Genomic DNA, 22,743 nt, shown 5'->3' with positions numbered 1-22,743 from the left:
GCCGGGGCTCAATCCGGGGGATACTCGTGGTCGCGGTTGCGGACGTCCCCGCGCCAGGAAGAGAACCTGTTGCAGCAGCCCTGTCCCACGAACAGCGCCTTCCGGGCCTCGTCCTCGCTCTCCGGAGCAAGCACCAGGGCGCAGAGATAGCGGCCCCGCTCCTCGTCCCAGCGAATATCCGGACAGCGGCGCATGTAGCCGTGGCGTCTTTGCGAAAGCTCGCACTGGTCCTGAAGGCAGCACCAGCCGCAACCTATGCATTCAAGGGACTTCAGGAAGAAAGCCGGCCCATGTGAGCGCGGCGAAAAACGGCAGACGGAGGAATCACGTTGTCTCCAGGATGCTTTGCGGCCGAAATGACCTTTTGGGCAGCCTACACGCTTGGCCGCGAAGGGGACAGGGGCAATATCGGGCCGCGCGAATCGAAGGCCTGCGCGGCGGAACCGGAACCGTCCGCATTGACTGCAAGTGAAGAAATTGTTAATAATCAACATACTGGATATTCTCGTAAACACGGGAAGCGCGAATCGTTTCGATATGCGCATGGAACAATGCGCCATCAATCGCATTTTCCGCTGACGACCGGGAGCCGCGGCTCGCAACCCCCTCTGGAGGGCGTTCATGGATGGCAAAAAACGATCCGGATCCTCGGTTCCCCATGCCCGCGCCTCTTCCGAAAGGCACGAGAGTCCCGGGGCTTCGGGCTTTCCCATCGTGGGCATCGGCGCTTCCGCCGGAGGCCTGGAGGCGCTGGAGGAATTCCTGGAAAACCTCGAACCGACGCCCGGCTACGCCCTGGTCGTGGTCACTCACATGGACCCGCTGCAAAAGAGCCTGCTCGGCGAGCTGCTCTCGCGAAAAACCCCGGTTCCCGTGCACGAGGCCGAGGACGGCCAGAGCGTCGAGCCGAACAACATCTACGTCACCCCGCCGAACCACGACATAGAGATCCGGGACGGAATCCTGCGCCTGCTCTCGCCCCGCAGCGAGCGCGGCCTGCGCCACCCCATCGATTCCTTTTTCCGCTCCCTGGCCCAGGACCAGAAGGGCAACGCCCTCTGCATCGTGCTTTCGGGCTCGGGCAGCGACGGCAGCCTGGGGCTTGCGGAAATCAAGGGCGCGGGAGGCACGGTCCTGGTCCAGGCCCCAGCCTCGGCCAAGTTCGACGGCATGCCCAAAAACGCCGAAGCAACCGGCCATGCGGATTTCGTGCTTCCCCCCGGAGAAATGGCCGGACAGCTGCGGGAAATGCTGCGCCGCTCCCGGCGTCAGTCCGCGGGCGAACGCTTTTCCGACCAGCTGGCCTCCTCGCCCGACCTCCTGCGCGAAATCCTGGAGGTCATCCGCCAGCGCATGGGCCACGACTTTTCCCACTACAAGAACAGCACCCTCGTGCGCCGCATCGAAAAACGCATGCTGGTCTGCGGGGCGGAAAGCCTGGAGCGTTACCTCCGGCAACTGAGCACCGAACCGGAAGAGGTCAAGGCGCTGTTCAAGGATCTGCTCATCGGCGTGACCAGCTTCTTTCGCGACAAGGAGGCCTTCGAGGCGCTGCGCGAAGAGGTCGTGGCCCCCCTGGTCGCCGCGAGCGTCCCGAACCGGCCCATCCGCGTCTGGATAGCGGGCTGCTCCACGGGAGAGGAGGCCTACAGCGTGGCCATGCTCTTCCAGGAAGAGCGGGAGCGGTCCGGCCGATTCCCGGACATCCAGATCTTCGCCACGGACATCGCGCGCGAGGCCATCGACATAGCCAGGTCCGGCTCCTACCCGGCGAACATCGCGGGGATGGTTCCCCCGGAGCTGCTCGCCCGGTACTTCAAACGCCGCGGCGAACGCTACCACGTCGTCCCCGCCATCAGGGACATGGTCGTCTTCGCCACCCACGACGTGCTGCGCGACCCGCCTTTCTTCAAGCTCGACCTGATCTGCTGCCGCAACCTGCTCATCTACATGGGCCAGGACATCCAGAAAAAGCTTCTGCCGCTGTTCTTCTCCTCACTGCGGCCCGAAGCCTGCCTGCTTCTCGGCCCCTCCGAGACCCTGGGACAAAACGCGGACCTCTTCACCGTACTGAGCAAGAAGTGGAAGATGTATCGGCGCAAAGCCCTTTCCCCCCGGCCCCAGAGCGGCATCCCCCTGCCCCGCCAGCGCAGCCTGCCGAGCTTTGAAAGGGATGTCCGCTCCCGTGATCCGGAAAGCCTGAGCCCTTCCAGGGTGCTCGAACGAACCCTGCTGCACCAATATGCGCCGGCCTCCCTGCTGATCAACGGCAGCATGGAGGTCATCTACTACTTCGGCGACACCCGCCCCTACCTCTCCGACCCGGAAGGCGAGCCCACCAACAATCTGATCAAGAAGGCCAAGCCGGGGCTCAAGGTCCGGCTGCGCACCGCGGTGCAGAAGGCGATCAAGGCCGGGAAGCCGGTGCTGGCCCAGGGGCTGGCCCTGCCGGACGACGAAGACGCGCTCTTCGACCTGCACGTCGCTCCCTGCGAAGACCCCGCCGAGGCCCAGGGCTTTTTCGTGGTCTCCTTCGAACGGCCGCGCCGCGCGGAAAACAGCGAGGCCCGGCAAAACGCGGACCTGACCGAAAGCGCCGTGGTCCGCCACATGGAAGAAGAGCTGCGCCACACCGGCGAGGAGCTGCAGAACACCATCGAGGATCTGGAAGCGGCCAACGAGGAGCTCAAGGCCTCCAACGAAGAGCTGATGTCCATGAACGAGGAGCTGCAATCCTCCAACGAGGAGCTGGAAACCTCGCGGGAAGAGCTTCAGGCCCTCAACGAGGAACTGATCACGGTCAACGCCGAGCTGGGCAGCAAGGTCGAGGAGCTGCAACGCGCCTACGACGACATCGACAACCTTTTCTCCTGCACCAGCGTGGCCACCATATTCGTGGACCGCGACCTGGTCATCCGCCGCTTTACCCCGGCGGCGACCGACGTCTTCCACCTGATCCACACGGACAAGGGCCGCCCCCTGGGCCACATCAACAGCCGCCTCGACTACCCCGCTCTGGAGCAGGACTGCGCCGAGGCCCTCGCCTCCGGCACGCTCCGCGAACGCGAAGTCTCCTCGAGCGGCGGTCGGCACTACATCGCGCGCATCTTCCCCTACCGGACCCTGGACGGGGCCACGGAAGGGCTCGTGCTGACCTTCGTGGACGTAACCGAACTCCAGCGCGCCCGCGAGGAATTGCGCGCACATCAGGCCAACCTGGAACTTCTGGTGGAGGAACGCACGCGGACGATCTCCGAGCGCGAGTGCATGCTTTCGGAAATCCTGCGCAACTACCCCGGCGGGTCCATCAGCGTGTTCGACCGCGAACTGCGCTGCGTTTTCGCGGACGGACTCGGCCTGGCCGAGGCCGGGCTGGACAGGGAGACCCTCCCGGGCAAGTCCATCGACGAGATCTACCCTTCCGAGCTGGTCAGGCAGGTCCGGCCCCAATACGAACAGGCCTTTTCCGGCACCCTTTCGGAGTTCGACTTCCGGTTCGCCGACAAGGAATTCCGCGTCACCGCCTCCCCCGTCCTGAACGGCGGCAAACCGGACCGGATCGTGGTGATCGTCCGGGACGTCACCGAGGGCAAGCGCGCCGAGCTGGCCCTCCGGGAAAGCGAGCAGCGCTTCCGGGCCGTGGTCGAAAACCTCGGCGAAGGCTTCTGGCTGCGCGCCTTCCCCGCGGACAGCGTCATCTACGTCAGCCCTTCCCTGGGCAAGGTCTTCGGCCTGCCGGACAATGCCTTCCTGGGCAAGGCCGAGGGATTCATCGCCGCGCTCCACGAAGACGACAAGCCCGCCGTCCAGAAAGCCATGCGCCTGCTCCGCAGCGATTTCGTGCCCATGGACGAGGAGTTCCGCTCCCTCGACGCCGAAGGCCGCTGGCGCTGGATCCAGTCCAAGGCCTACCCCGTGCGCAACGAGGACGGAAGCTTGAAATGGATCGTGGGCCTAGCCTCGGAAATCACGGACCGCAAAGAAGCCGAACAAGCCCTGCGCGAATCCCGCGAGCACATCTACCGGGTGCTCGACAGCACCACGGACGCCTATTTCGAGCTGAACGCCGACCTGGAATTCGTGGAAGTCAACTCCAAGGCCGAAGTCGCCATCCAGCGCAGCCGCGAAGACCTGCTGGGCCGCAACATCTGGGACGCCTTTCCCGAAGCCAGGGGCACGATCTTCGAGGACGGATACACGCGGGCCATGCGGGAGCAGCAGAGCGTGGATTTCGAAGCCTATTTCCCGCCGCTCGATTCCTGGTTCGAGGTCCACGCCTACCCCACCCCGAAAAGCCTTTCCGTCTATTTCAGGATGATCACCGACCGCAAGCGCGCCGAGCTGGAACTGCTGCGCACCAAGGAGGCGGCCGACGCGGCCAACCGCGCCAAGAGCGAATTCCTGGCCAACATGAGCCACGAAATCCGCACCCCGCTCAACGGCGTGCTCGGCATGCTCCAGCTGCTCCAGTTCACCCCGGTGGATGCGGAACAGCGCGATTATCTCGAAATAGCGCTGACCTCCGGGCGCGGTCTGCTGGCCATCATCAACGACATCCTCGACCTTTCCAAGATCGAGGCGGAAAAAATGGACGTCTCGCGCTGCGAGTTCCCGCTCCAGCCGTTCCTGGACGACATCATGGCCGTGTTCCGGCCCCAGTGCCAGGAACACGGCCTCGAACTGCACCTGGAAACCGAACACCTGCCCGAATTCGTGACCACGGACCAGACCAGGCTGCGCCAGATCTTGTCCAACCTGCTGGGCAACGCGGTCAAGTACACGGAGCAGGGACAGATCCGCCTTATCGCCCGCGGCGGCAAGGAACACGGCCGCAAGCTGCCGCTGTCCTTCGAGGTCCGCGACACGGGCATCGGCATTCCCGCCCGGGAGCTGGAAAATGTCTTCGCACCCTTTTTCCAGGCCACGCATTCGCAGGACAAGCCGCGCAAGGGCACGGGTCTGGGCCTGTGCATCGTCAAAAAGCTCGTCAGCCTGCTCGGCGGGGACATCGACATCGAAAGCGAGGAAGGCCGGGGAACCAGCGTCAGCTTCAGCCTGCCCGTGCTGCGCGAGGACAAGCGCCGCGCCGCGAGCGAAGCCTGCGAAGAAAACGCGCTCCGTCGCGCGAAGCAGCAGCGCAAGCTCAAGGTGCTCTACGCCGAGGACGACGAGGTCAGCCGCATGAGCACGCGGCTCTTCCTGGAAAGCCTGGGCCACAAGGTGACCTGCGTCGAGGACGGGACCGAGGTGCTCGAACGGCTCGCGCGCAGCGCCTACGACGTGGTGCTCATGGACGTCTGGATGCCCGAGCTGGACGGAGTGGAAGCCACGCGGCGCATCCGCAGCGGAACGCTGACCGGGGTCGATCCGGACGTGCCCATCGTGGCGCTGACGGCGTTCGCCATGAGCGGAGACAAGGAACGCTTCCTCCAGGCGGGCATGGACGACTATCTCTCCAAGCCGCTGGAATTCGAGGATCTCATTCGGGTTGTCTGCACCGCTGCGGACGGCTGCGGCGAGCGCCGGAAAAGCTGACCGAACTCAGCCCCGTTCGCCGGGGCGGCGCGGGCCGAGCAGACGGAACAGCACCGGGCCGAGCAGGCAGCTGACCAGGGCCAGCAGCACGATGGAGTCCTTGGTCTCCACGCTGAGGTAGCCCTCCTGGAGGCCGATGGCCGCGGCCGCGATGATCAGGCTGAGGCGCGAGGAGAGCAGCGCCCCGGCGCGAACGCCCTCGGAGAGCCGCATCCCGAAGAAGGGAAAGAGCAGGCTGGGGACCAGCTTGACCAGCAGGGCCGCCACGAGCAGCTTGCCCGTGAAGGCCAGCCGCTCCGGGGTCAGGATGTTGGCCACGTCGAAGCCCATGCCCACGTGGATGAAGAAGAGCGGGATCAGAAAGCCGAAGCCGAGAACCGAAATCTTCGATTCCAGGCTCTCCTTCTTGCGCAGGACAAAGGAAAGGATGCAGCCGCCCATGAAGGCGCCCAGCACGGGCTCCAGGTGGGCCAGCTCCGACAGGCTGACGAAAAGAAAGAGCAGCGCCAGGGACATGCGCACGCCCTGCTCCTGCATGCTGCTGCCCAGGAGCAGGGACTCGGCCCGCTCCGGGTTCCACCAGGCCCAGAGCCGCGCCGCCCACAGCGCCAGCCCGAACCCCGCGAAAAGCGGCACCGGGGCCACAAAGGCCCAGGAAAGCCCGCTCTGCCGCCAGAGCACCACCAGCGTTATTCCCAGCAACGTCAGGAAATCCGCCACCGTGGCCGCGATGAGCACGGTCTGGCCGAAGGGCGTGCCCTGTTCCCCGGCCTCCCGCAGGGTGGGCATGACCAGTCCGAGGGACGTGGTGGAGAGCACCAGGGCGATGAAGGCGTCCTGGTTCACGGCTCCGGCGCAGAAGGCGGCCAGGGTCAGGGTCGCGCCGAAGAGCAGCAGCTGGAAGACCATGCCGCGCAGGCCCCGGCCCTTGAGCAGCCGGAAGTCGATTTCCATGCCCGCCTGGAACATGAGCACCAGGAATCCCAGCTCGGCCAGGAACGGCAGCCAGTATTCGCCCATGTGCAGGTCGAGCACGCTCTTGCCCAGGACCACGCCGAAGAGGATCTCGGCCACGGGCGAAGGAATCCGCAGACGGCGGCTCAGGCCGGGCAGCAGCGCCGCGGCCAGCGTCACGATGAGCAGCGAGAATCCCTGGCTGATCTGCATGGCCGCCTAGAACGCCGCCAGCAGCACGGAGCAGGACGCTCCGCCCGCCAGCCGTTCGCCGATGTTGGGGGTCAGCAGGCCGCGATCCCGGTTGGTGCTGCCGAGAACCAGCAAGTCGAAGTCCTCGGCGGCGGCAAGAATCTCGCGCACGGGATTTCCCCGGCGTTCCAAAATCTCGATCTCGGCCTTGTGGATGTGGCGCAGCTCGTTGAGCCGGGCCACGGCCTTGTCCCGCCAGGCTCCTTCCTCGTCGCCCGTCAGGAAGTCCGGCTGCTCCACGACCACGGCGCTGAGCGACGCGCCGAGCTGGGCCGCGGCGTCCACGGCGATTTCCAGGGCCAGCTCGGACATGGCCGTACCGCTGAAGGGCACGAGCACGCGCTCGTAGGGCACGCTGCCGCGCGCCACGAGCAGCGGCCGCTCCAGCTCGCGGGCCAGGGTCACGTAGGCGGGCCGGGCCAGGGCCTTGAGCATGCCTCCCTCCAGCGGAGGGATGAGCACCAGCCCGAAATTGCCCTCGCGGCAGGCCGCGCGAACCCCCTCCTCCAGCTCCTCGCCCAGGGGCCGGATCTCCGTGGCCAGGTTCTGGGGCCAGGACTGGAGATGTTCGGTCGAGAGGCTTTCCGGATCCGCGCCGAGCACGGTCACGTTCTTGATCTGAAGGTTCTGGGCCAGGTGCAGGGCCTCGTTGAGCACCGGATGCGTGGCGTCGCCGCCCACGGCCGGGGCGGCCACGAGCATTCCCGGCCCGTAGGCCAGAGGGAAGTGCGGATTGTCGCATTCCAGCAGGGTGCAGACGTCCTGGAACACGCGCGTGTCGCCGAGGATGACCAGCCTGTCCCCGGAGCGGATCACGGTGTCGGGCCGGGGAAAGAGCAGCCTGTCCTTGCGGAATATGCCCACCAGCCGCGACTTGCGGCGATGGAAATAGGCGGCGCGCTTGCCGATCACGAGCATGTGCTCGGAGGCGTTGACCTCCATGACGTTGGCCGGGCCGCCGTTCAGGGGCATGACCCGCATGCGGGGATCCTGGAGGTAGTGGTAGATGTTGCCCGCCACGAGCTTGCCGGCCAGAACCGCGTGCACGCCCTTTTCCCGCAGCGCGCGGGCGTCTTCCGGGTCGTTCACGAGCACGCAGATGTGCTGTGCGCCGGCGGAGTGCGCAAAGTCGGCCACGGCCTTGTTGACCTTGTGGTCCCCGGTCAGCGCCAGCACGTACTGCATGGAGCCGATGCCCGCCTTTTCGAGCACCACCGGGCTGGAGGCGTCCTCGGTCAGGATTTCGCGCACTTCCTGGTTCAGGGCCGAGGCCAGCTCCAGCCGCTCCTCGGACTTGTCGATCAGGGTGATGTCCCAGTCCTCGCCGAGCTGACGCAGCAATTCGCGGGCGATGCTGCCCGCTCCGCAAATGAGCATTTTCATGCTCCCCGTATAGCGCGTCCGGCAGGCGAAGGCCAAGCCCTTTTCCAATCCCTGCGCCGGGCGGCATGAAAAAGCCCGGCCCCCTTGCGGGAGCCGGGCCGTTGATCCAGAGGGGATCGGACAGGAATCAGTCCGCGAAGCGGCGCACCGGCACAGGCCCGCGCGAGGGGATGCGTGCGTAGCGCAGGGCCGGGCGGCCGAGCATCATGCAGGCGTGCGCGGCGTGGCCTTCCGGCAGGCCCAGGGCCTCGCGCACCTCGTCGGAATTCTGCGCCGCGCGCATGACGAATCCGGCCCAGCACGCGCCGTACCCGCACACGGAGGCGGCCAGCTCCAGGTGCGTGGCGGCAATGACGCAGTCCACCTGCCCCCAGGGAAATTCCGGACCGGAATGGGCCGTGACCAGCGTGGTACAGCCGCGCAGGATCACGTCGTGCCCCTTGTCGAAGGCCCGCACGAAGCCGGCATAGAAGTCGTTGCCGCTGCCGCGCATGGTTTCCACGCAGGCGGCGGCGATGCGGTGCAGCCGTTCGGCTCCTTCCACGACGGTCCAGCGCACGGGCCGGAGGTTGCTGGCGCTCGGAGCCATGTGCGCCGTTTCCAGAATGCGGTCCAGCTCCGCCGGGGGGATGGGTTCCGGCAGGTAGCGGCGCACGGAGCGACGCATGCCGAAAAGACGGAAGGCGGCGTCCGTGTCGAGCAGATCCTTCGGACTCAGGGGCGTGCAGTCCTCCGGGGAAGAATGCACGGTGCCCAGCGCGCCCGTGGGACAGACGGAAACGCAGTGCCCGCAGTTGATGCAGCGGGAGGCCGTGTTCTCGCGCTCGGCGGGCAGCCCCTCCTCGTCCTGGGTGATGATCACCAGCGGGCAGACCTGGGCGCAGAGGCCGCAACGCACGCAGCGCTCGGTGTCGATTCGCAGCAGCTCCACGGCCTACTCCGGATACTGGTCGCGCACGGGCGCGATGGCCTTCCCCAGCCAGTTGATGGCCTCGCCCAGCTGGCGCATGTTGTTCAGGCCCTCGTCGTCTCCCTGGACCTCGCCCTTGTCGCGGCCGTAGCCCATGTTCCAATAGGAGGAACCCGGCACGACCATGCGGGACATCTGGAACATGTGGTTGATGGAGTCGAAGACGTGGGTCGCGCCGCCCCGGCGCACCGCGACCACGGCGCTGCCGATCTTGCCCTTGAGCAGATGGCCGTTGGCTATGGAGACCAGGCCGCAGCGGTCCACCAGGGCCTTCATCTCGGAGCTCATGTCCGCGAAGTAGGTGGGCGAGCCGAGAATCACCGCGTCCGCGCGCCAGATTTTCTCCAGGCAGTCGTTGACGGCGTCCTCGGTCTGGATGCAGCGCATGTCCTTGTTCTCGAAACATTTGTAGCAGGCCAGACACCCGCGCACGGCCTTGCCGCCGATGCGCACGTATTCGGTTTCCCAGCCCGCGGCCTTGAGCGGCTCGAGCGTTGCGTGGAGCAGAATCTCGGTATTGCCGCCCTTGCGCGGGCTGCCGTTGATCGCCACTGCGTACATGGCATTTCCTCCAACTTGTTTGTGGTTTCGGATTCTTTGGAATCTCTCCAGGCTCTTATCCTTTTTGATGCCATTCGTACAAGTACCAACTTATTCGTGCCATACTTACCAAAACAATACCGCAGCTCGACTCAAGCCCGTCTTGCTTGACATTTCAACATCTTTCGACTGTAGGTATAGCGTACTCCATTTCATGGACGGCCATGCGGCATGATGGGACAAGGAAGCCAATGGGCATCAGCATCGACATCCACTGCGGCGCCTGCGGCTGGGAAGAAGGCTTCCGGCTCGGAACCGGGTCGGCCATGACCCGGCTGCGCAACGCTCTCGACCTCGTGCCGGAGGATCAGCGCATCCGCATCCTGGAGATCCTGGACCACCATCCGGACAGTGCCGAGGACTTCGAACTGCGGCTGATGCGCTGCCCGGCCTGCGGTCGGCTCTTCGAACGCATGCAGGTCAGCCTGCTCTACGGGCGAAACGACGGTTGGCAGTCCCGATACCACTGCGACGGCTGCGGCGCCGCGCTCGACAACGTCTCCGATCCTGAGGAGATTTCCACCCTACCCTGCCCCGATTGCGGTTCCGCGGCCCTTCAGGTGGCCGACACGTCTTTCTGGGACTGAGCCGGACGCCCCCCTCATAATAACATTCAAGCTCTCTTCCGGCTTGGCAGATGCGCGCCTCGAATGTACACTGCTTGGATGGGAATCCTGTCCAAAGGCCGTTTGCGGGCCGTCCTCGTCCTGCTGTCCGTTCTTCTCCCCCTGGCCTGCCTCCCGCAGGCCGCGTCCGGAGGGGATCCTTGTCTGCGGCTCGGCATGGACGACTGGCCGCCCTACGAATTCACCAGCAAGGAAAACCCTCTGGGTATTTCCACGGACATCGTGCTCCGCGTGCTCGACGACATCGGCCAGTGCGTGGAATCCATCACGGAATATCCCTGGAACAGGGGGCTGAGCCTGCTGCACGACGGCGATCTGGACGTGCTCTTTTCCGCGGACTACCGCCCCGAACGCCTGGACTGGGCGCGATATCCGGACGAACCCCTCGTGGAATCCGCCTGGGTCGTCTATGTCCGCACGGACAGGGCGGACCTGCGCAAGGCCGAGTCCCTGGACGACCTGAAGGATGTTGAGATGGGCACGGTCAGGGGCTATTCCTACCCTCGGAAAATGCGGGAATTCCTGGCCCGCTCCCCCCAGAACGACCCCGTGGCCACGGACGAGCTCAATTTTCGCAGGATCGCCCTGGGCCGCATCGACGCGCTGGTTTGCGACCGCTACAACGGGGCCTATCTCGTGGACAAGCTCGGACTCGCCGACAAGCTCCGGCTTCTGCCCGAACCCATCGCCCCCAGCACGCTCTACCCCATCTTCAGCCGGAAAAGCGTTTCCCCGGAGCTGGTCAAGCGCTTCGATGAGGCATTGCTGAAGCTCAAGTCCGGACCGGACTACGAGCGCATTCTCCAGCGCTGGCTGCCCCAGGCCCCCTAAAAGCCGCAGCCCGCTACGCCGCGCCGGACTTGGCAGGAAGCGCCTCGGCCACTTCCAACGGCACGCCCAGCCGCTCCAGACGCGGCACCACCCCGCCCCGAATCCGGCCGCGCTGAGACGTGGGCCTGCCCACGATGATCCGATCCGGCGAATACCGCCGGACCATGACCTCGGCAGCCCGCGAGGGAATCACGTTGTCGAAGACGCGCAGGCCGTACTGGATGCGGCGTCCGCGGCAATCCCGAAGCCCGTGCCCCAGTTCCGTGAACAGCAGCGCCTTGAAGCGTTCCAGGTGCCCGCTGGGCAGGTTCGAGGGAATCATGGCCACGAAGAGAAAGAGGCAGGGACGTTCCTCGACGGCTTCGCGGGCCGCGTGAAAGACCTCGGCGGCGCGCTCGTCCGCGCCGACAAAGGCCATGATCCGCAGGGGACGCTCCCCCGGAGACGGCGGAGCTTCGTCCGGCAAGGCGGGAAAAGACGCTGCCGTGGCGCTCCGCAGCGCGCCGTAGTCCACGCCGAGCACCTGGGCCGCCTCGAGCATGGTCGGGCGGCCCGCCGGATTCGGCGCCAGGCAGGCCGAGGCCAGCCGCAGCAGTTCCGGAGCCTGGCCCGGCTCCGCCGGGCAAAGGCGCGGGCCGAAGCCGGGCCGGACCATCTCGCGCCAGAACGTCGCGACAGGACCGTATGGGGGCCGCCCCGCGACCAGCCAATGCAGGAGCGCGCCGAAGCCGAAGACGTCCGTACGTTCGTCGCCGCGACTGCCGCGCAGCACTTCGGGCGCGACCCAGGAGGGATCGTGCACGGGCGGGGCCGTGTCGGTCCAGAAATCATCCCAGCCGCGTCGCCGGGCGATGTTGAAGCAGCCGATGTAGGCTTCGTCGCGCCGGGGGCGGTAATAGGCGACGCGGGGGGTCAGACGCAGATGGTTCATGCCCAGGGCGTGCAGCCGCACCAAGAGCAGGGCCAGGGCTCTTGCCGCGCGGAGCGCGGTTTCCGGCGTGCGCACGCTCTCGGCGCGGGCCAGCAGGGGCGGCGTCCCCGGACGCGGGGAAATCATGCCGCCCTCCCATTCCATGCAGGGCCAGAGCAGGCCGGGCACCTCCGGCAGCAGGGCGTGGCGCGTCTCGGTCTGCCAGCGCAGAAACGCCCCGGTGTCCAGGCTGTAGAACTGGCTCACCAGATAGGGCCGCGCCCCGTCGCTGCCGTGAAACTGGAGCATGGGCGGTCCGTGGTGGATCTGATCGTGAACGCGGACGCCGCAGATCACGTCTCCGGTCTGAAGAGGTCTCGGCAGGGTCTGCATTCCCGCCAGCACCCGAAGCGCGCACCACATGGCGATTCCCCTCCGCGCCCCTCCCTTCCGGCCGGACGCCGGCGGGGGAACGCGGATGCAGCATAGTACATTCTGCGGAGAAGAACCATTATTCTCCCGGCGAAGAATCCCACGCCGGAGAAAACAGGAGCGGAAAGGAACCGATTCGGCCCGCACGCTCCACGGAGAGGGGGCAGGAGCGTGCGGGCCTTCGGAGTGAAGGGGTCGCCGATGTGTAAGCTAGAATCCGGGCTGGCTGCGAACCGTGGGCTCGCGATAGGCCACGCGGTCATCGCGCCGGATCCAGCCGTGCAGGGCCGCGCCGAGCAGGATGGCGCAGAAGAATCCGATCAGCACGGGGGAGGACCAGTCGATGTCCAGCCACCAGTCCCCGGCCTCGTCGTAGACGACGCGCAAAAACAGGCCGGGCCAGCCCTGGGTCAGTCCGATGTATTGATACAGCAGCATGAGCATGGAGCCGATGTAGAACAAGGCTCCCGTTGCCACGAAGAAATGCCGGAACCAGTTGCGAAGGCTCATTGTTCCCCCTTGGACTACTTGGCGAAGAAATTGAAATAGGCTGTCAGCACCACGACGATCAGCAGCAGCTCCAGCAGCGTGAACTTGAAGATGAAGGAGCAGATGCGCCGCTGGGTCGGGTTCATGGTCAGCATGACCTTGTCCATGAACAGACGCCAGAACCGATGCTTCAGTCCGTCCGACTCGAAGAGCCGGTAGTATTCGCGCAGGCTCGGCAGCCAATACTGCACGGTGCGCTGGGCCTGGGCCGGAAGCAGTCCCGCGTCGCCCCGGCTCCGCTCGTGCTCCCAGCGCAGGGCCGTGTTCGCCCCGCCCTCGCGGGACTCGGCCTCCAGCACGAGACCGGCCGAGGGAAAGCGGGCCGTCCAGCCCCCCTCGCGGACGGAAATTTCAGGATCCGCGACGATGCGGGCCTCCACGAGAACGTCTTCCACGTTCCAGGCCGGGCCGCTGCCGGGTTCCATGTTCCAGTGCGGATTCAGCCGCAGCAGCGTCATGGGCTGAAGCCGCTCCCAGAAGCCCTGCCGCCAGGGCAATTCCAGGGAAATCCACTCGCCCCGGCGTCCCTGCGGGGCTTCGGACTCCGCCGCGAAATTCCGCGCGGCCGTGCTCACGGCGCCACCACCACGGGACACGGCAACTGCGGGTGCAGGCGCTTGTTGTCGAAGCGGGCGCGCCAGCCCGGCGCCTGCTTCTTCTGGTACGCGCCCATGACGATGAGGTCCGCGTCGATCTCGGCGGCCACCTCGCAGAGCACGTTTTCCGGCACGCCCACCCGGCGCACGAACGCGGGGTCCGCGCCTTCGAGCTTGACTTTCAGGCGGCTCCAGAGCGCCTGGATCTCGCTCTCGATCTCGCCTTCGACATACTCGGCGAAACGGTTCCGCGAGGTGGACGTGTTCAGCCAGTCGTCGCCGGTCATGTGCTTCCAGTCCTCGTTGATGACGGAAAGCACGGTCAGCCGCGCGCCGAAGCGCCCGGCCCATTCCAGGGCGAGGTCTTCGGCCTTTTGCGCTCCGGGGGTTCCGTGGGTGGCCAGTAGGATGTGCCGCATTCGCTCGCTCCGATGAAATATTCTGCCGCTGGTGTTCCGGAAAATGCGGGGGACGGATTCTCCGCCCCCCGCGCAATCACTTCTCTTGCTTGTCCCCTAGGCCATCCACTTGGTGAAGAGCAGGGTCACGAAGGTCACGATCAGCACCAGGACGAGGGCGGTGAGGTCTTCGTTCCGCTCGGAGGCGAAAACGGACAGGGCGCGCTCCTCGTTCTCCTGCTGGTCCGCTTCGGGCTTCGGAGGGACAGGGCAATTGGTATCGACGTTCGGTTCCATATCTTTCTCCTTACTTCAGCACGACGTCCTTGACGAAGTACATGACCACGATGAAGGACAGGGTGGCCTTGGCCACTCCGGAGATGGCCCCCATGACCAGGGGCCAGCCGCCGGCCTGGGCCAGGGACTTCTTGGTGATCTGCATGCCCAGGCCGATGAGGCCGTAGGCGAAGAACCAGATCATGGCGTCGGTCAGGGTCACGATGGTCTTGGACTTCTTGTGGACCTGCTTGATGGCGTGGCCCACGGCGCTCTTGACGTCCTTGCCCAGGGTGATCTCGCCGCCCTTGTCGCGGGCGAGCATGGACTCCAAAGCGTTCATGCGGTGGCGGGCCGTGGTGTCGAACTTGACCTTGTCGTCGCGCTCGTCGAATTCGCCGGCGATCTGGCGCTGCTTGACGAGGTCGGCGAAGGCGGCCTGTTCCTCTTCATTCAGGCCGGGAATGCCGGCGGCCAGGGCCGCGGCCAGCATGTCGTGCTCCTCGGGGGTGATCTCGGTGCGCTTGTTGTAGCTGAAGTCGAGATACTTGCCCTTGTAGTGATCCGGCGGGCTGAAGAGGCCGAAGGAGGACATCAGGAAGAGCAGCAGGAAGCCGAGGATGAAGAGCGGGAACTTGTCCACGACCACTTCCTTGAAGGTCAGCTTCTGGCCGCCGCTGCGCCCGTACCACGTGGCCAGCACCAGCACGATGATGGGCAGGAAGAGCACGCGGGTGATGTTGAAGATCTCGCCGACCTTCAGGGTCTTGATGTCCACGGAGTTGAAGGCCAGACAGGCGGCCGCGACCTGCGCGGAGTTGAGGATGCCCGTTCCGGCCCAGGCGCCGAACTGCGTGGGGTTCATGCCCACGATCTTGCCGATGGTCGGGAAGGCGAACATGCAGAGGATGCCGAAGCCCAGGATGGTGCCGATGGTGTAGGCCATCTCGGAGCACTTGGCCTTGACCACCGGGGCGCAGGCCACCGTGGCGGAAACGCCGCAAACGCCCATGCCCGCGGAGAGCACGCCGGTCATGGACTTGGGCTGCTTGAAGAGCTTGCCCAGGAAGAGCACCAAAAAGACCGTGCCGAGGACGAAAAAGCCGATCATCCAGACGGAGACCATGCCCAGCTTGGCCAGCTCCGCAAAGGAGTACCGCGCGCCGAGCAGGATGACGCCCATCTTGAGCACGAAGCGGGCGGTCTTCACGCCGGAGGCCGCGAAGGCCGGAATGCCCCAGCTGTTGGTGATCACGATGCCCACGAGGATGCCGAGCACCACGTAGTTGAGGTTGAGCACGTGGAAGATGGAGAAGCCCAGGGCGGGCTCCAGCCCCTTGCTGGCGATGTCCACCACCGGCTCCAGGAACCAGCGGATGCCCATGGCCAGAACCATGATGAAGATGATCCCCGGAATGGTCTCGAGCACGAAGGTGTCGAGGTTGCTCAGGGGCTTGTTCATCCTTCCCTGGCGAAGCAGCGCGACCGCGAGCCCGATGCCGCCGAAGGTGAAGCTGAGTATTTCCATCATGTCGATGGATTTGTGCGTGTGCAGTGCCTTGAACATGCCTTCGAATACGCCGGATGCAACGAGCGCTCCGTAGAGCAGCAGCAATCCGCTGAGAACCAGCAGGGGGACGTTGCTCGGACGGCTGACGTCGGTATGCGCCATACCTCCTCTCCTTCTTTCGGGTTGATGAATAAATGCGGATCCAACGAACGCAGCTGTTTAGGCAAGACGCGTGCCAGGATTCGACGACTCTTCATCCTCCCGAAAACAAAGGCGATTGCACCAGCACCGCTTCCTCCGGCTGCAAACCCAGGTTTGCAGTCCTGTCGTCGGGTATGCACCTTTGCGGGCCGCCTTGCGCTGCACGCCGCTTCTCGCGTATCCAGGCGAAAGCGATCCGCGCGACGCGCGGGAAAAGGAGCGGCATGTCCCGAATTCTCCCCCAGCGGCTCCAGGCCAAATTCCTCTTGGGCCTGGGGGCCATTGTCTGCGTGCTCGGCGCGTTCTTCGCGGCCAGCCTCTATTTCCATCTCAATTCCCTGCTGGAGACGCAGGTGCAGGAGAAGGCGGACCTCGTGCTGGCCCAGGTGGACGCGGTGCAGTCCTATGTCCGCGAGAAGCTGCGACCCAAGATGTACGCGATCCTGGACGACCAGTTCGTCATCGAGGCCATGAGCACCTCCTACGTCTCGCGCGCGGTCATGGACCGCCTGAACGTCAACGACGTGGAATACCACTACCGCCGCGTGGCCGAGAACGCCCGCAATCCCAAGTCCGAAGTCGCCGGACAGGAGCGCGAGGTGCTGCGGTTCTTCCGCGAAAACCCGGACGCGAAATATTGGACCGGGCGCAGGCGCATCGACGGGCAGGAACACTACGTCAAGGCGCGCCCCGTGGTCTTCAAGTCCTCCTGCCTGCACTGCCACGGCGTGCCGTCCGACTCCCCGCCGGAGCTGCTGGAGCGCTACGGCAGCGAGCGCGGCTTCGGCCACAAGGCCGGGGCCATCGACGGCATCGTTCTCGTGGGCGTGCCCGTGGAGCGCGCCGTGGCCAAGATCCGCGAAGCCACGGTGGGCTACGTCGGGCTTTATGCCACGGGCGGGCTGCTCTTCTTCACGGTCATCCAGTTCTTCTTCAACCGCCTCGTGATCCACAACCTCCGGCGGCTTACGGACAAGTTCAAGACCCTGTTCCAGGACCAGGCCGAGATCACCGTGCTGGAAAAGCTCGGCAACGAGGACGAGATCGACGAGATCGTGCAGGGCATGGAAGAGCTGGGCGACCATCTGCATTCGGTGCAGCAGCAGCTCAAGGCCCATTCCGACAACCTGGAGCAGATGGTCGAGGAGCGCACCTGCGAGCTGAAGCACGAGGCGGACGAACGCCGGGCCGACGTGCGCCTCTTCGTGCAGCTGCTCGACGGCCTGAACCGCAGCAGCTCGCGCCGCGAGCTTTGGCGCTTCGCCCTGCCCCTGGTGGGCCGCCGCTTCGGCGCGCTGGAGGCGGGCTTCGCCTGCATGCTGACCCAGACCACCTATTATTCCTGGCCCGTGGCCGACAAGCGGCCGGAGATGCCGGACAACTGGAAGTCGATCATGATGGACGCGCAGCCCCGTTTCGACGAGGACCGCGCCTTCATCCCCGTGACCTCCAGCGATGCCTCGGCCGAGGGCCTGCTCGTGCTGACCTGGCCCGCCGGAACCGTGCTCAAGGAGCAGGACCGCGACGTGCTCCGGGCCCTCGGCCAGCAGCTCGGCATCGCCATGGAAAACCTCACGGTGCTCCACAACCTGCTGCGCCAGAAGGACATGCTCCAGGCGGTCTTCGAGGGCATCAGCGACCCGCTGCTGCTCATGGACGCGGCCTGCGGCGTGGTCCTGGCCAACGAGGCCGCGCGCAGCCTGGCCGACACGTTCGGGATGCAGCGGCGGCACGACCTGGCCCCGCTGTTCATGCCGGGCGGCGTCCTGGAAAGCTGCCCCCTCCGGGAGACCATGCTCCAGGGCCAGCCCCAGGCCCGCGAGGCGCGCACCGCGGACAACCGCTCCTTCTCCATCAACATCTATCCCGTGACCGTGGCCGAATCCGAAGACGTGCAGGGCCGCATCGTGGTCTACATCCGCGAGGTGACGCAGGAAAAGCGGATGCTTTCCACCATGCAGCGCAGCGAGAAGCTGGCCACGGTGGGCCGCCTCGCCGCAGGACTCGCCCACGAGATCAACAACCCCCTGGGCGTGATCAAATGCTACGGGGAGCTGCTGCGCGGCAGCGTGACGGACCCGGAACAGCTCGAAGACGTGCGCGTGATCCTCAAGCATGCGGGCCAGGCCCAGAACGTGCTCCAGGAGCTGCTCAACTTCGCGCGGCCCAAGCAGACCGCCCCTGTTTCGCTCGACCTCGCGGCCATGGTCGGGGATGCGGTCAAGGTCTTCCAGGTCCAGGCCGAAAAGCGCGGCGTGCTGGTCGAGGTGGACAGCGAGCCGGACCTGCCGCGTTTCGTGGCCAACCCGCAACACCTGGAGCAGATCCTGGCCAACCTCTTCAGCAACGCCCTGGACGCCGTGGCCCCGGAAACCGGACGCATCCACGTCGGCGTGGGCCGGGGCCGGGGCGAGGACGGCGTCGTGCTGCGCGTCGCGGACAACGGACCCGGCATTTCCGAGGAACACCTGCGCAGGCTCTTCGACCCCTTCTTCACCACCAAGGAAATGGGCAAGGGCACGGGCCTCGGCCTGGCCGTGGTCTACGGACTCGTGGCAGAGATGGGCGGCCGCATCGAGGTTGAAAACAAAGGCGGCGCCGTGTTCACGATCCATCTGCCCGGCGAGGCCCCGCAGCCCAACTCCCCCTCTTCGCAAGGAGCATCATGAGCGACCCTCTCGGCATCCTGATCGTGGACGACGAACCCGACTTCGCCCGGGGCATCCAGCGGCTGCTGGGCAAGCAGTTCCCGCAGGAGCATATCCGCACGGCCCAGTCCGGGGCCGAGGCCCTGGAAATCATGGCCGCCGAGCCCTGCGGCGTATTGCTCACGGACCTCTCCATGCCCGGCATGGACGGCGTGGCCCTGCTGCGGCTCGTGCTGGAGGATTGGCCGCGCGCCAGCGTGCTGCTGCTCACGGCCTACGGCACGGTGCAGACGGCGGTGGAGGCGCTCAAGTCCGGGGCCTACGATTTCCTGACCAAGCCCGTGGAGCCGGACGCGCTGTTCACCTCGGTGCAGCGCGGCCTGGAACGCAGCCGGCTCCTGGGTGAGAACGCGCGGCTGCGCGGGCTGCTGGCCCGGCAGGAGGGCGCGCCGGAACTCATCGGCGAGAGCCCGGCCATGCGCAGGCTCAAGGAGGCCACCGCCGCCGTGGCCGAATCGGACTACACCGTGCTCGTGCGCGGCGAGTCCGGCACGGGCAAGGAACTGGTCTCCCGCACCATCCACCGCCTCAGCCCGCGCAACGACCGCCCCATGCTCACGGTGAACTGCCCGGCCATCCCGGAGCAACTGCTCGAGAGCGAACTCTTCGGCCACGTCAAGGGCGCGTTCACCGGGGCGGACCGCGACCGCAAGGGCATCTTCGTCAACGCGCGCGGCGGCACCCTGCTCCTGGACGAAATCGGCGACATCCCCCTCTCGCTCCAGACCAAGCTGCTGCGCTGCCTTCAGGAAGGAGAAATCCGGCCCGTGGGCTCCAGCCGCAACGTGCGGGTGGACGTGCGCATCATCGCCAGCACGAACCAGGATCTGGAAGCCCGCATCCGCGACAAGTCCTTCCGGGAGGATCTCTACTACCGGCTCAACGTCCTCAGCGTGACCGTGCCGCCCCTGCGCGAGCGCACCGAGGACATTCCCCTGCTCAGCCGCCACTTCCTGGCGCGGGCCTGCGCGGAGATGAACCGCTCCTGCAAGGAAATCGCGCCGGAAGCCCTGGCCTATCTCGCCGGGCGGGAATGGCCGGGAAACGTGCGCGAACTCCAGAACTTCATCCGCAGGCTCGCCGTGTTCTGCTCCCGCGAGGTCATCGACATGGCCCACGTGCGCCTGGCCGAGGGACAGGAGGCGACCTGCCGCGACGACCCCAACTGCCCCGGCCCTTACAAGGAGGCCAAGGAAAAGGTCATCGACAGCTTCACCAGGGCCTATGTGCGCGACCTGCTCGAATCCACGGGCGGCAACATCTCCGAGGCGGCGCGCATCTCCGGCCTCTCCCGCGTGGCCCTGCAGAAGATCCTCAAGCGGCTGGAGCTGGACGCGGAGAGCTTCCGGCGCGGCAACGCCTAGCCGGGAATCTTCGCAGGCCGGGTTCACAAAACCCGCCGGGAACGCTATGCTTCCGGAAGACCGATCCATGCGGAGGGAAAAATGGACATCGCTTCTCTGAGCCCCGTGCTTCAGGCTCTGCTGGCCACGCTCTTCACCTGGGGCGTGACCGCGCTGGGCGCGGGCATGGTCTTCCTGACCAAGAACATCAGCAAACGGACCCTGGACGTGATGCTCGGCTTTGCCGCGGGCGTGATGATCGCGGCCAGCTATTGGTCCCTGCTGGCCCCGGCCATCGAGATGTCCGAACACCTCGGCCCCTGGAAGTTCGTTCCGGCCGCCGTGGGCTTCATCTCCGGGGCGGGCTTTCTGCGGCTGGTGGACATGTTCCTGCCCCACCTGCACCTGAACGCGCCGCGCAGCGAGGCCGAGGGCATCTCCACCTCCTGGAACCGCAGCGTGCTCCTGGTGCTGGCCATCACCCTGCACAACATCCCGGAAGGGCTCGCCGTGGGCGTGGCCTTCGGCGCCGTGGGCGCGGGCCTGCCTTCGGCCACCCTGGCCGGGGCCATCGCCCTGGCCATCGGCATCGGCATCCAGAACTTTCCGGAAGGCGCGGCGGTTGCCATTCCCCTGCGCAGGGAAGGCATGAGCCGGATGCGCAGCTTCATGTACGGCCAGTTCTCCGGCATGGTCGAACCCATCGCCGGGGTGATCGGCGCGGTGGCCGTGGTCTATGCCCAGCCCCTGCTGCCCTATGCCCTGTCCTTTGCCGCCGGGGCCATGATCTTCGTTTCCTGCGAGGAGGTCATTCCCGAATCCCAGGCCTCGGGATACGGCGACCTGGCCACCATGGGCCTGATTCTCGGCTTCGCCCTGATGATGAGCCTCGACGTGGGCCTGGGCTAGGCCGCGCGGCCTCCGAGGCTAGAGCGCAGGGCGGCAGGCCCGCGGAACAAGCTCCGTGAGCACCTTTTGAAGCTCCTCAATGTCCAGGGGCTTGGCGAGATACGCGTCCATTCCCGCCCTCAGGATCTTGTCCCGTTCCTCCGTGTAGGCGAAGGCGGTCATGGCCGCGATGGGAATGCTCGAATAGCTCCTGTCCGCGCTGCGAATCCTGCGGGTGCATTCCTCGCCGTCCATGCCGGGCATGCGGATGTCCATGAGCACGCAGTCGAACTCCTCGCGCTCCAGCAGGTCCAGGGCCATGTGCCCGTCCTCGGCCACGGCGAATCCGTAGCCCCATTCTTCCAGGATGCGGCAAATCACCTTGCGGGCCACGTCGTCGTCTTCGACCACGAGAATCCGCCCGCGCTCGCCGCACTCGACTTCCCCCTTCGGGACGGACGAGGCGCCCTCCAGCGACGGAGCGCCGAAGGGCAGGCTGATCCAGGCGCGGGTTCCCTTGCCCCGTTCGCTCTCATAGGCCAGCGTTCCGCCCATCCGCGACACGAGCCGACGGACAATGGCGAGGCCGAGCCCGACCCCGCCGAAACGGCGGTTGTAGTGCCGCTCCACCTGATGAAACTCATCGAAAATGCCCGCAAGGTCGTTGTCGGCCATGCCGATGCCGGAGTCCTCGACCATGAACAGCATGCGGCATCTTCCTGCGCTGCGCGCGGGAAGCGGCCCGGCCCAGACCCGGACCTCGCCCTTCTGGGTGAACTTGACGGCGTTGCCGATCACGTTGAACAAAATCTGCCGCAGCAGGCCGGAATCCCCGGAGAGCACGTCCGGAGAATCCGGGGCCAGGTCCATGACCAGGTTGATGCCCTTGGTGGCGGTCTGGGGAAGGAAAAGCCGCAGCAGCATGTTGAACAGATCCCGCAGCACAAAGGCCTGATCCTGGACATCGACGCGGCCCGCTTCGATGCGCGAGAACTCCAGCACGTCGTTGAGGATCGACAGCAAGCCGTGTCCCGCGTTCAGCCCGACATCGATCAGCTCCTTGTTGCGCGGCTCCTGGGCCGTGCGCGAAAGAAGCTGAAGAATGCCGAGCACGCCGTTGAGCGGAGTGCGGATCTCATGGCTCATGTTCGCCAGAAAAACGCTCTTGGCCCTGTTGGCGGTTTCCGCCTCCTTGAGCGCCTGCCGCAGGGCACGCTCGGCCTCCACCCGGAAGGAGATGTCCTGCATGGCGCAGAGGCAGCGCGCCTCGTCCGCCAAGGACTCGCGGGCCAGGCTGGCCGTGAGCCGGATCGTGCGCAGCGCCCCGTCCCGCGGGCGCAGCTCCATGTCGCGGGCTGCTTCGCCCTGGGCGAACACGCTCTGCAGGAGAGTAAAAAAGTTGCCGTGCTCCCGGCCCGGCAGCAGGGCGACCAGCGGCTTTCCCGCCGCGCGTCCGCGCTCCACGCCGAGCAGGGCCGCCGCCTCGTCGTTGGCTTCCCGGATGACCCCCTTGGCATCGAGCACCAGATAGCCGATCGGGGCCGAGTCGAACAGTAGCTGGTACCTGTCCCGCGAACGGTTCAATTCCAGCTGGGAACCCCGCAATTCCTCGTTCTGCATGTCGAGTTCCATCTGGTGCACGGCGAGTTCATGCACCAGATCGCGCACCTCGTCGAAATCGTCCGAGCCGTTGGCCTCCTGCTCCCGCAGCAGCCGCTCGGCCCGCTCGCGAAGACCTTCTCGGTTATGGGGATCCTGCCTGTCCGCGCTCATCAGACCCT

General features: G+C 66.0%; 18 protein-coding genes. 6 read left to right on the top strand and 12 right to left on the bottom strand.

The features are described from left to right. Positions 1–8: 8 nt before the first annotated feature. Positions 9–194, bottom strand: a complete 186-nt coding sequence (locus G452_RS0116405; protein WP_327077718.1) for a hypothetical protein — start codon at positions 192–194, stop codon at positions 9–11. Positions 195–621: 427 nt separating this feature from the next. On the opposite strand from G452_RS0116405, the gene G452_RS20880 reads away from it, so the two are divergent. Beyond that, positions 622–5,535 carry a chemotaxis protein CheB gene (locus tag G452_RS20880; RefSeq protein ID WP_022663357.1) on the top strand — a complete coding sequence of 1,638 codons (4,914 nt, stop codon included), beginning with the start codon at positions 622–624 and terminating at the stop codon, positions 5,533–5,535. Between the two features lie 6 nt (positions 5,536–5,541). Here the strand turns inward: G452_RS20880 and G452_RS0116395 are convergent, their stop codons facing one another. The 4 genes from G452_RS0116395 to G452_RS0116380 form a co-directional block, all read right to left on the bottom strand. Continuing rightward, positions 5,542–6,702 carry a cation:proton antiporter gene (locus G452_RS0116395; protein ID WP_022663356.1) on the bottom strand — a complete coding sequence of 387 codons (1,161 nt, stop codon included), beginning with the start codon at positions 6,700–6,702 and terminating at the stop codon, positions 5,542–5,544. 6 nt (positions 6,703–6,708) lie between these two features. Continuing rightward, positions 6,709–8,118 carry an NAD-binding protein gene (locus G452_RS0116390; protein WP_162141318.1) on the bottom strand — a complete coding sequence of 470 codons (1,410 nt, stop codon included), beginning with the start codon at positions 8,116–8,118 and terminating at the stop codon, positions 6,709–6,711. A gap of 133 nt (positions 8,119–8,251) precedes the next feature. Continuing rightward, positions 8,252–9,055 (bottom strand): nitroreductase family protein, encoded by an 804-nt coding sequence (locus tag G452_RS0116385; RefSeq protein ID WP_022663354.1) that lies wholly within the window; start codon positions 9,053–9,055, stop codon positions 8,252–8,254. Between the two features lie 3 nt (positions 9,056–9,058). Further along, on the bottom strand, positions 9,059–9,655 hold the full coding sequence (locus G452_RS0116380; RefSeq protein WP_022663353.1) for a flavodoxin family protein: 597 nt from the start codon (positions 9,653–9,655) through the stop codon (positions 9,059–9,061). Between the two features lie 230 nt (positions 9,656–9,885). On the opposite strand from G452_RS0116380, the gene G452_RS0116375 reads away from it, so the two are divergent. Together G452_RS0116375 and G452_RS0116370 are read left to right on the top strand one after the other, a co-directional pair. Beyond that, positions 9,886–10,281, top strand: a complete 396-nt coding sequence (locus tag G452_RS0116375) for a hypothetical protein (protein WP_022663352.1) — start codon at positions 9,886–9,888, stop codon at positions 10,279–10,281. A 63-nt stretch (positions 10,282–10,344) separates the two neighbouring features. Next, entirely contained in the window at positions 10,345–11,151 is an 807-nt protein-coding gene (locus tag G452_RS0116370) for a substrate-binding periplasmic protein (protein ID WP_081650662.1), read from the top strand. A 13-nt stretch (positions 11,152–11,164) separates the two neighbouring features. Here G452_RS0116370 and G452_RS0116365 read toward each other — a convergent pair whose 3' ends face one another. From G452_RS0116365 to G452_RS20875, 6 genes are all read right to left on the bottom strand, one after another. Next, positions 11,165–12,484, bottom strand: coding sequence for a protein kinase (locus tag G452_RS0116365; RefSeq protein WP_022663350.1), 1,320 nt, complete (start codon positions 12,482–12,484; stop codon positions 11,165–11,167). A gap of 219 nt (positions 12,485–12,703) precedes the next feature. Beyond that, positions 12,704–13,003: a bestrophin family protein gene (locus G452_RS0116360; protein WP_022663349.1), complete on the bottom strand. Its 300-nt coding sequence runs from the start codon at positions 13,001–13,003 to the stop codon at positions 12,704–12,706. 14 nt (positions 13,004–13,017) lie between these two features. Further along, a complete protein-coding gene (locus G452_RS0116355; protein ID WP_022663348.1) occupies positions 13,018–13,617 on the bottom strand; it encodes a hypothetical protein in 600 nt (199 codons plus the stop codon). Continuing rightward, a complete protein-coding gene (locus tag G452_RS0116350) occupies positions 13,614–14,057 on the bottom strand; it encodes a universal stress protein (protein WP_022663347.1) in 444 nt (147 codons plus the stop codon). Before G452_RS0116350 ends, G452_RS0116355 begins: the two co-directional genes overlap by 4 nt. 96 nt (positions 14,058–14,153) lie before the next feature. After that, entirely contained in the window at positions 14,154–14,333 is a 180-nt protein-coding gene (locus G452_RS0116345) for a hypothetical protein (RefSeq protein ID WP_022663346.1), read from the bottom strand. A gap of 10 nt (positions 14,334–14,343) precedes the next feature. After that, positions 14,344–15,984, bottom strand: a complete 1,641-nt coding sequence (locus G452_RS20875) for a YeiH family protein (RefSeq protein ID WP_022663345.1) — start codon at positions 15,982–15,984, stop codon at positions 14,344–14,346. 263 nt (positions 15,985–16,247) lie between these two features. Between G452_RS20875 and G452_RS0116335 the strand changes: the two genes are divergently transcribed. The 3 genes from G452_RS0116335 to G452_RS0116325 all read left to right on the top strand — a co-directional run bounded on the left by G452_RS0116335 (position 16,248) and on the right by G452_RS0116325 (position 20,983). Then, entirely contained in the window at positions 16,248–18,692 is a 2,445-nt protein-coding gene (locus G452_RS0116335) for a c-type heme family protein (RefSeq protein WP_022663344.1), read from the top strand. After that, positions 18,689–20,095, top strand: a complete 1,407-nt coding sequence (locus G452_RS0116330; protein ID WP_022663343.1) for a sigma-54-dependent transcriptional regulator — start codon at positions 18,689–18,691, stop codon at positions 20,093–20,095. The genes G452_RS0116335 and G452_RS0116330 overlap by 4 nt, the downstream gene beginning before the upstream one ends. 81 nt (positions 20,096–20,176) lie before the next feature. Beyond that, positions 20,177–20,983 carry a ZIP family metal transporter gene (locus G452_RS0116325; RefSeq protein WP_022663342.1) on the top strand — a complete coding sequence of 269 codons (807 nt, stop codon included), beginning with the start codon at positions 20,177–20,179 and terminating at the stop codon, positions 20,981–20,983. A gap of 18 nt (positions 20,984–21,001) precedes the next feature. On the opposite strand, the gene G452_RS20075 is transcribed toward G452_RS0116325, so the two are convergent. Next, positions 21,002–22,735 (bottom strand): response regulator, encoded by a 1,734-nt coding sequence (locus tag G452_RS20075; RefSeq protein ID WP_022663341.1) that lies wholly within the window; start codon positions 22,733–22,735, stop codon positions 21,002–21,004. Positions 22,736–22,743 lie beyond the last annotated feature (8 nt).

This window comes from Paucidesulfovibrio longus DSM 6739 (genome assembly GCF_000420485.1).
Lineage (GTDB): Bacteria > Desulfobacterota > Desulfovibrionia > Desulfovibrionales > Desulfovibrionaceae > Paucidesulfovibrio > Paucidesulfovibrio longus.
The sequence above is the reverse complement of the archived record's forward strand: the minus strand, read 5'-3'. Positions and strand labels throughout refer to the sequence as shown.

Bases quoted from the DNA above. Each gene is read 5' to 3' on its own strand.
- G452_RS0116405 (WP_327077718.1), bottom strand. From the start codon at position 194: ATGCGCCGCTGTCCGGATATTCGCTGGGACGAGGAGCGGGGCCGCTAT.
- G452_RS20880 (WP_022663357.1), top strand. From the start codon at position 622: ATGGATGGCAAAAAACGATCCGGATCCTCGGTTCCCCATGCCCGCGCC.
- G452_RS0116395 (WP_022663356.1), bottom strand. From the start codon at position 6,702: ATGCAGATCAGCCAGGGATTCTCGCTGCTCATCGTGACGCTGGCCGCG.
- G452_RS0116390 (WP_162141318.1), bottom strand. From the start codon at position 8,118: ATGCTCATTTGCGGAGCGGGCAGCATCGCCCGCGAATTGCTGCGTCAG.
- G452_RS0116380 (WP_022663353.1), bottom strand. From the start codon at position 9,655: ATGTACGCAGTGGCGATCAACGGCAGCCCGCGCAAGGGCGGCAATACC.
- G452_RS0116375 (WP_022663352.1), top strand. From the start codon at position 9,886: ATGGGCATCAGCATCGACATCCACTGCGGCGCCTGCGGCTGGGAAGAA.
- G452_RS0116370 (WP_081650662.1), top strand. From the start codon at position 10,345: ATGTACACTGCTTGGATGGGAATCCTGTCCAAAGGCCGTTTGCGGGCC.
- G452_RS0116365 (WP_022663350.1), bottom strand. From the start codon at position 12,484: ATGTGGTGCGCGCTTCGGGTGCTGGCGGGAATGCAGACCCTGCCGAGA.
- G452_RS0116360 (WP_022663349.1), bottom strand. From the start codon at position 13,003: ATGAGCCTTCGCAACTGGTTCCGGCATTTCTTCGTGGCAACGGGAGCC.
- G452_RS0116350 (WP_022663347.1), bottom strand. From the start codon at position 14,057: ATGCGGCACATCCTACTGGCCACCCACGGAACCCCCGGAGCGCAAAAG.
- G452_RS0116345 (WP_022663346.1), bottom strand. From the start codon at position 14,333: ATGGAACCGAACGTCGATACCAATTGCCCTGTCCCTCCGAAGCCCGAA.
- G452_RS20875 (WP_022663345.1), bottom strand. From the start codon at position 15,984: ATGGCGCATACCGACGTCAGCCGTCCGAGCAACGTCCCCCTGCTGGTT.
- G452_RS0116335 (WP_022663344.1), top strand. From the start codon at position 16,248: ATGTCCCGAATTCTCCCCCAGCGGCTCCAGGCCAAATTCCTCTTGGGC.
- G452_RS0116330 (WP_022663343.1), top strand. From the start codon at position 18,689: ATGAGCGACCCTCTCGGCATCCTGATCGTGGACGACGAACCCGACTTC.
- G452_RS0116325 (WP_022663342.1), top strand. From the start codon at position 20,177: ATGGACATCGCTTCTCTGAGCCCCGTGCTTCAGGCTCTGCTGGCCACG.
- G452_RS20075 (WP_022663341.1), bottom strand. From the start codon at position 22,735: ATGAGCGCGGACAGGCAGGATCCCCATAACCGAGAAGGTCTTCGCGAG.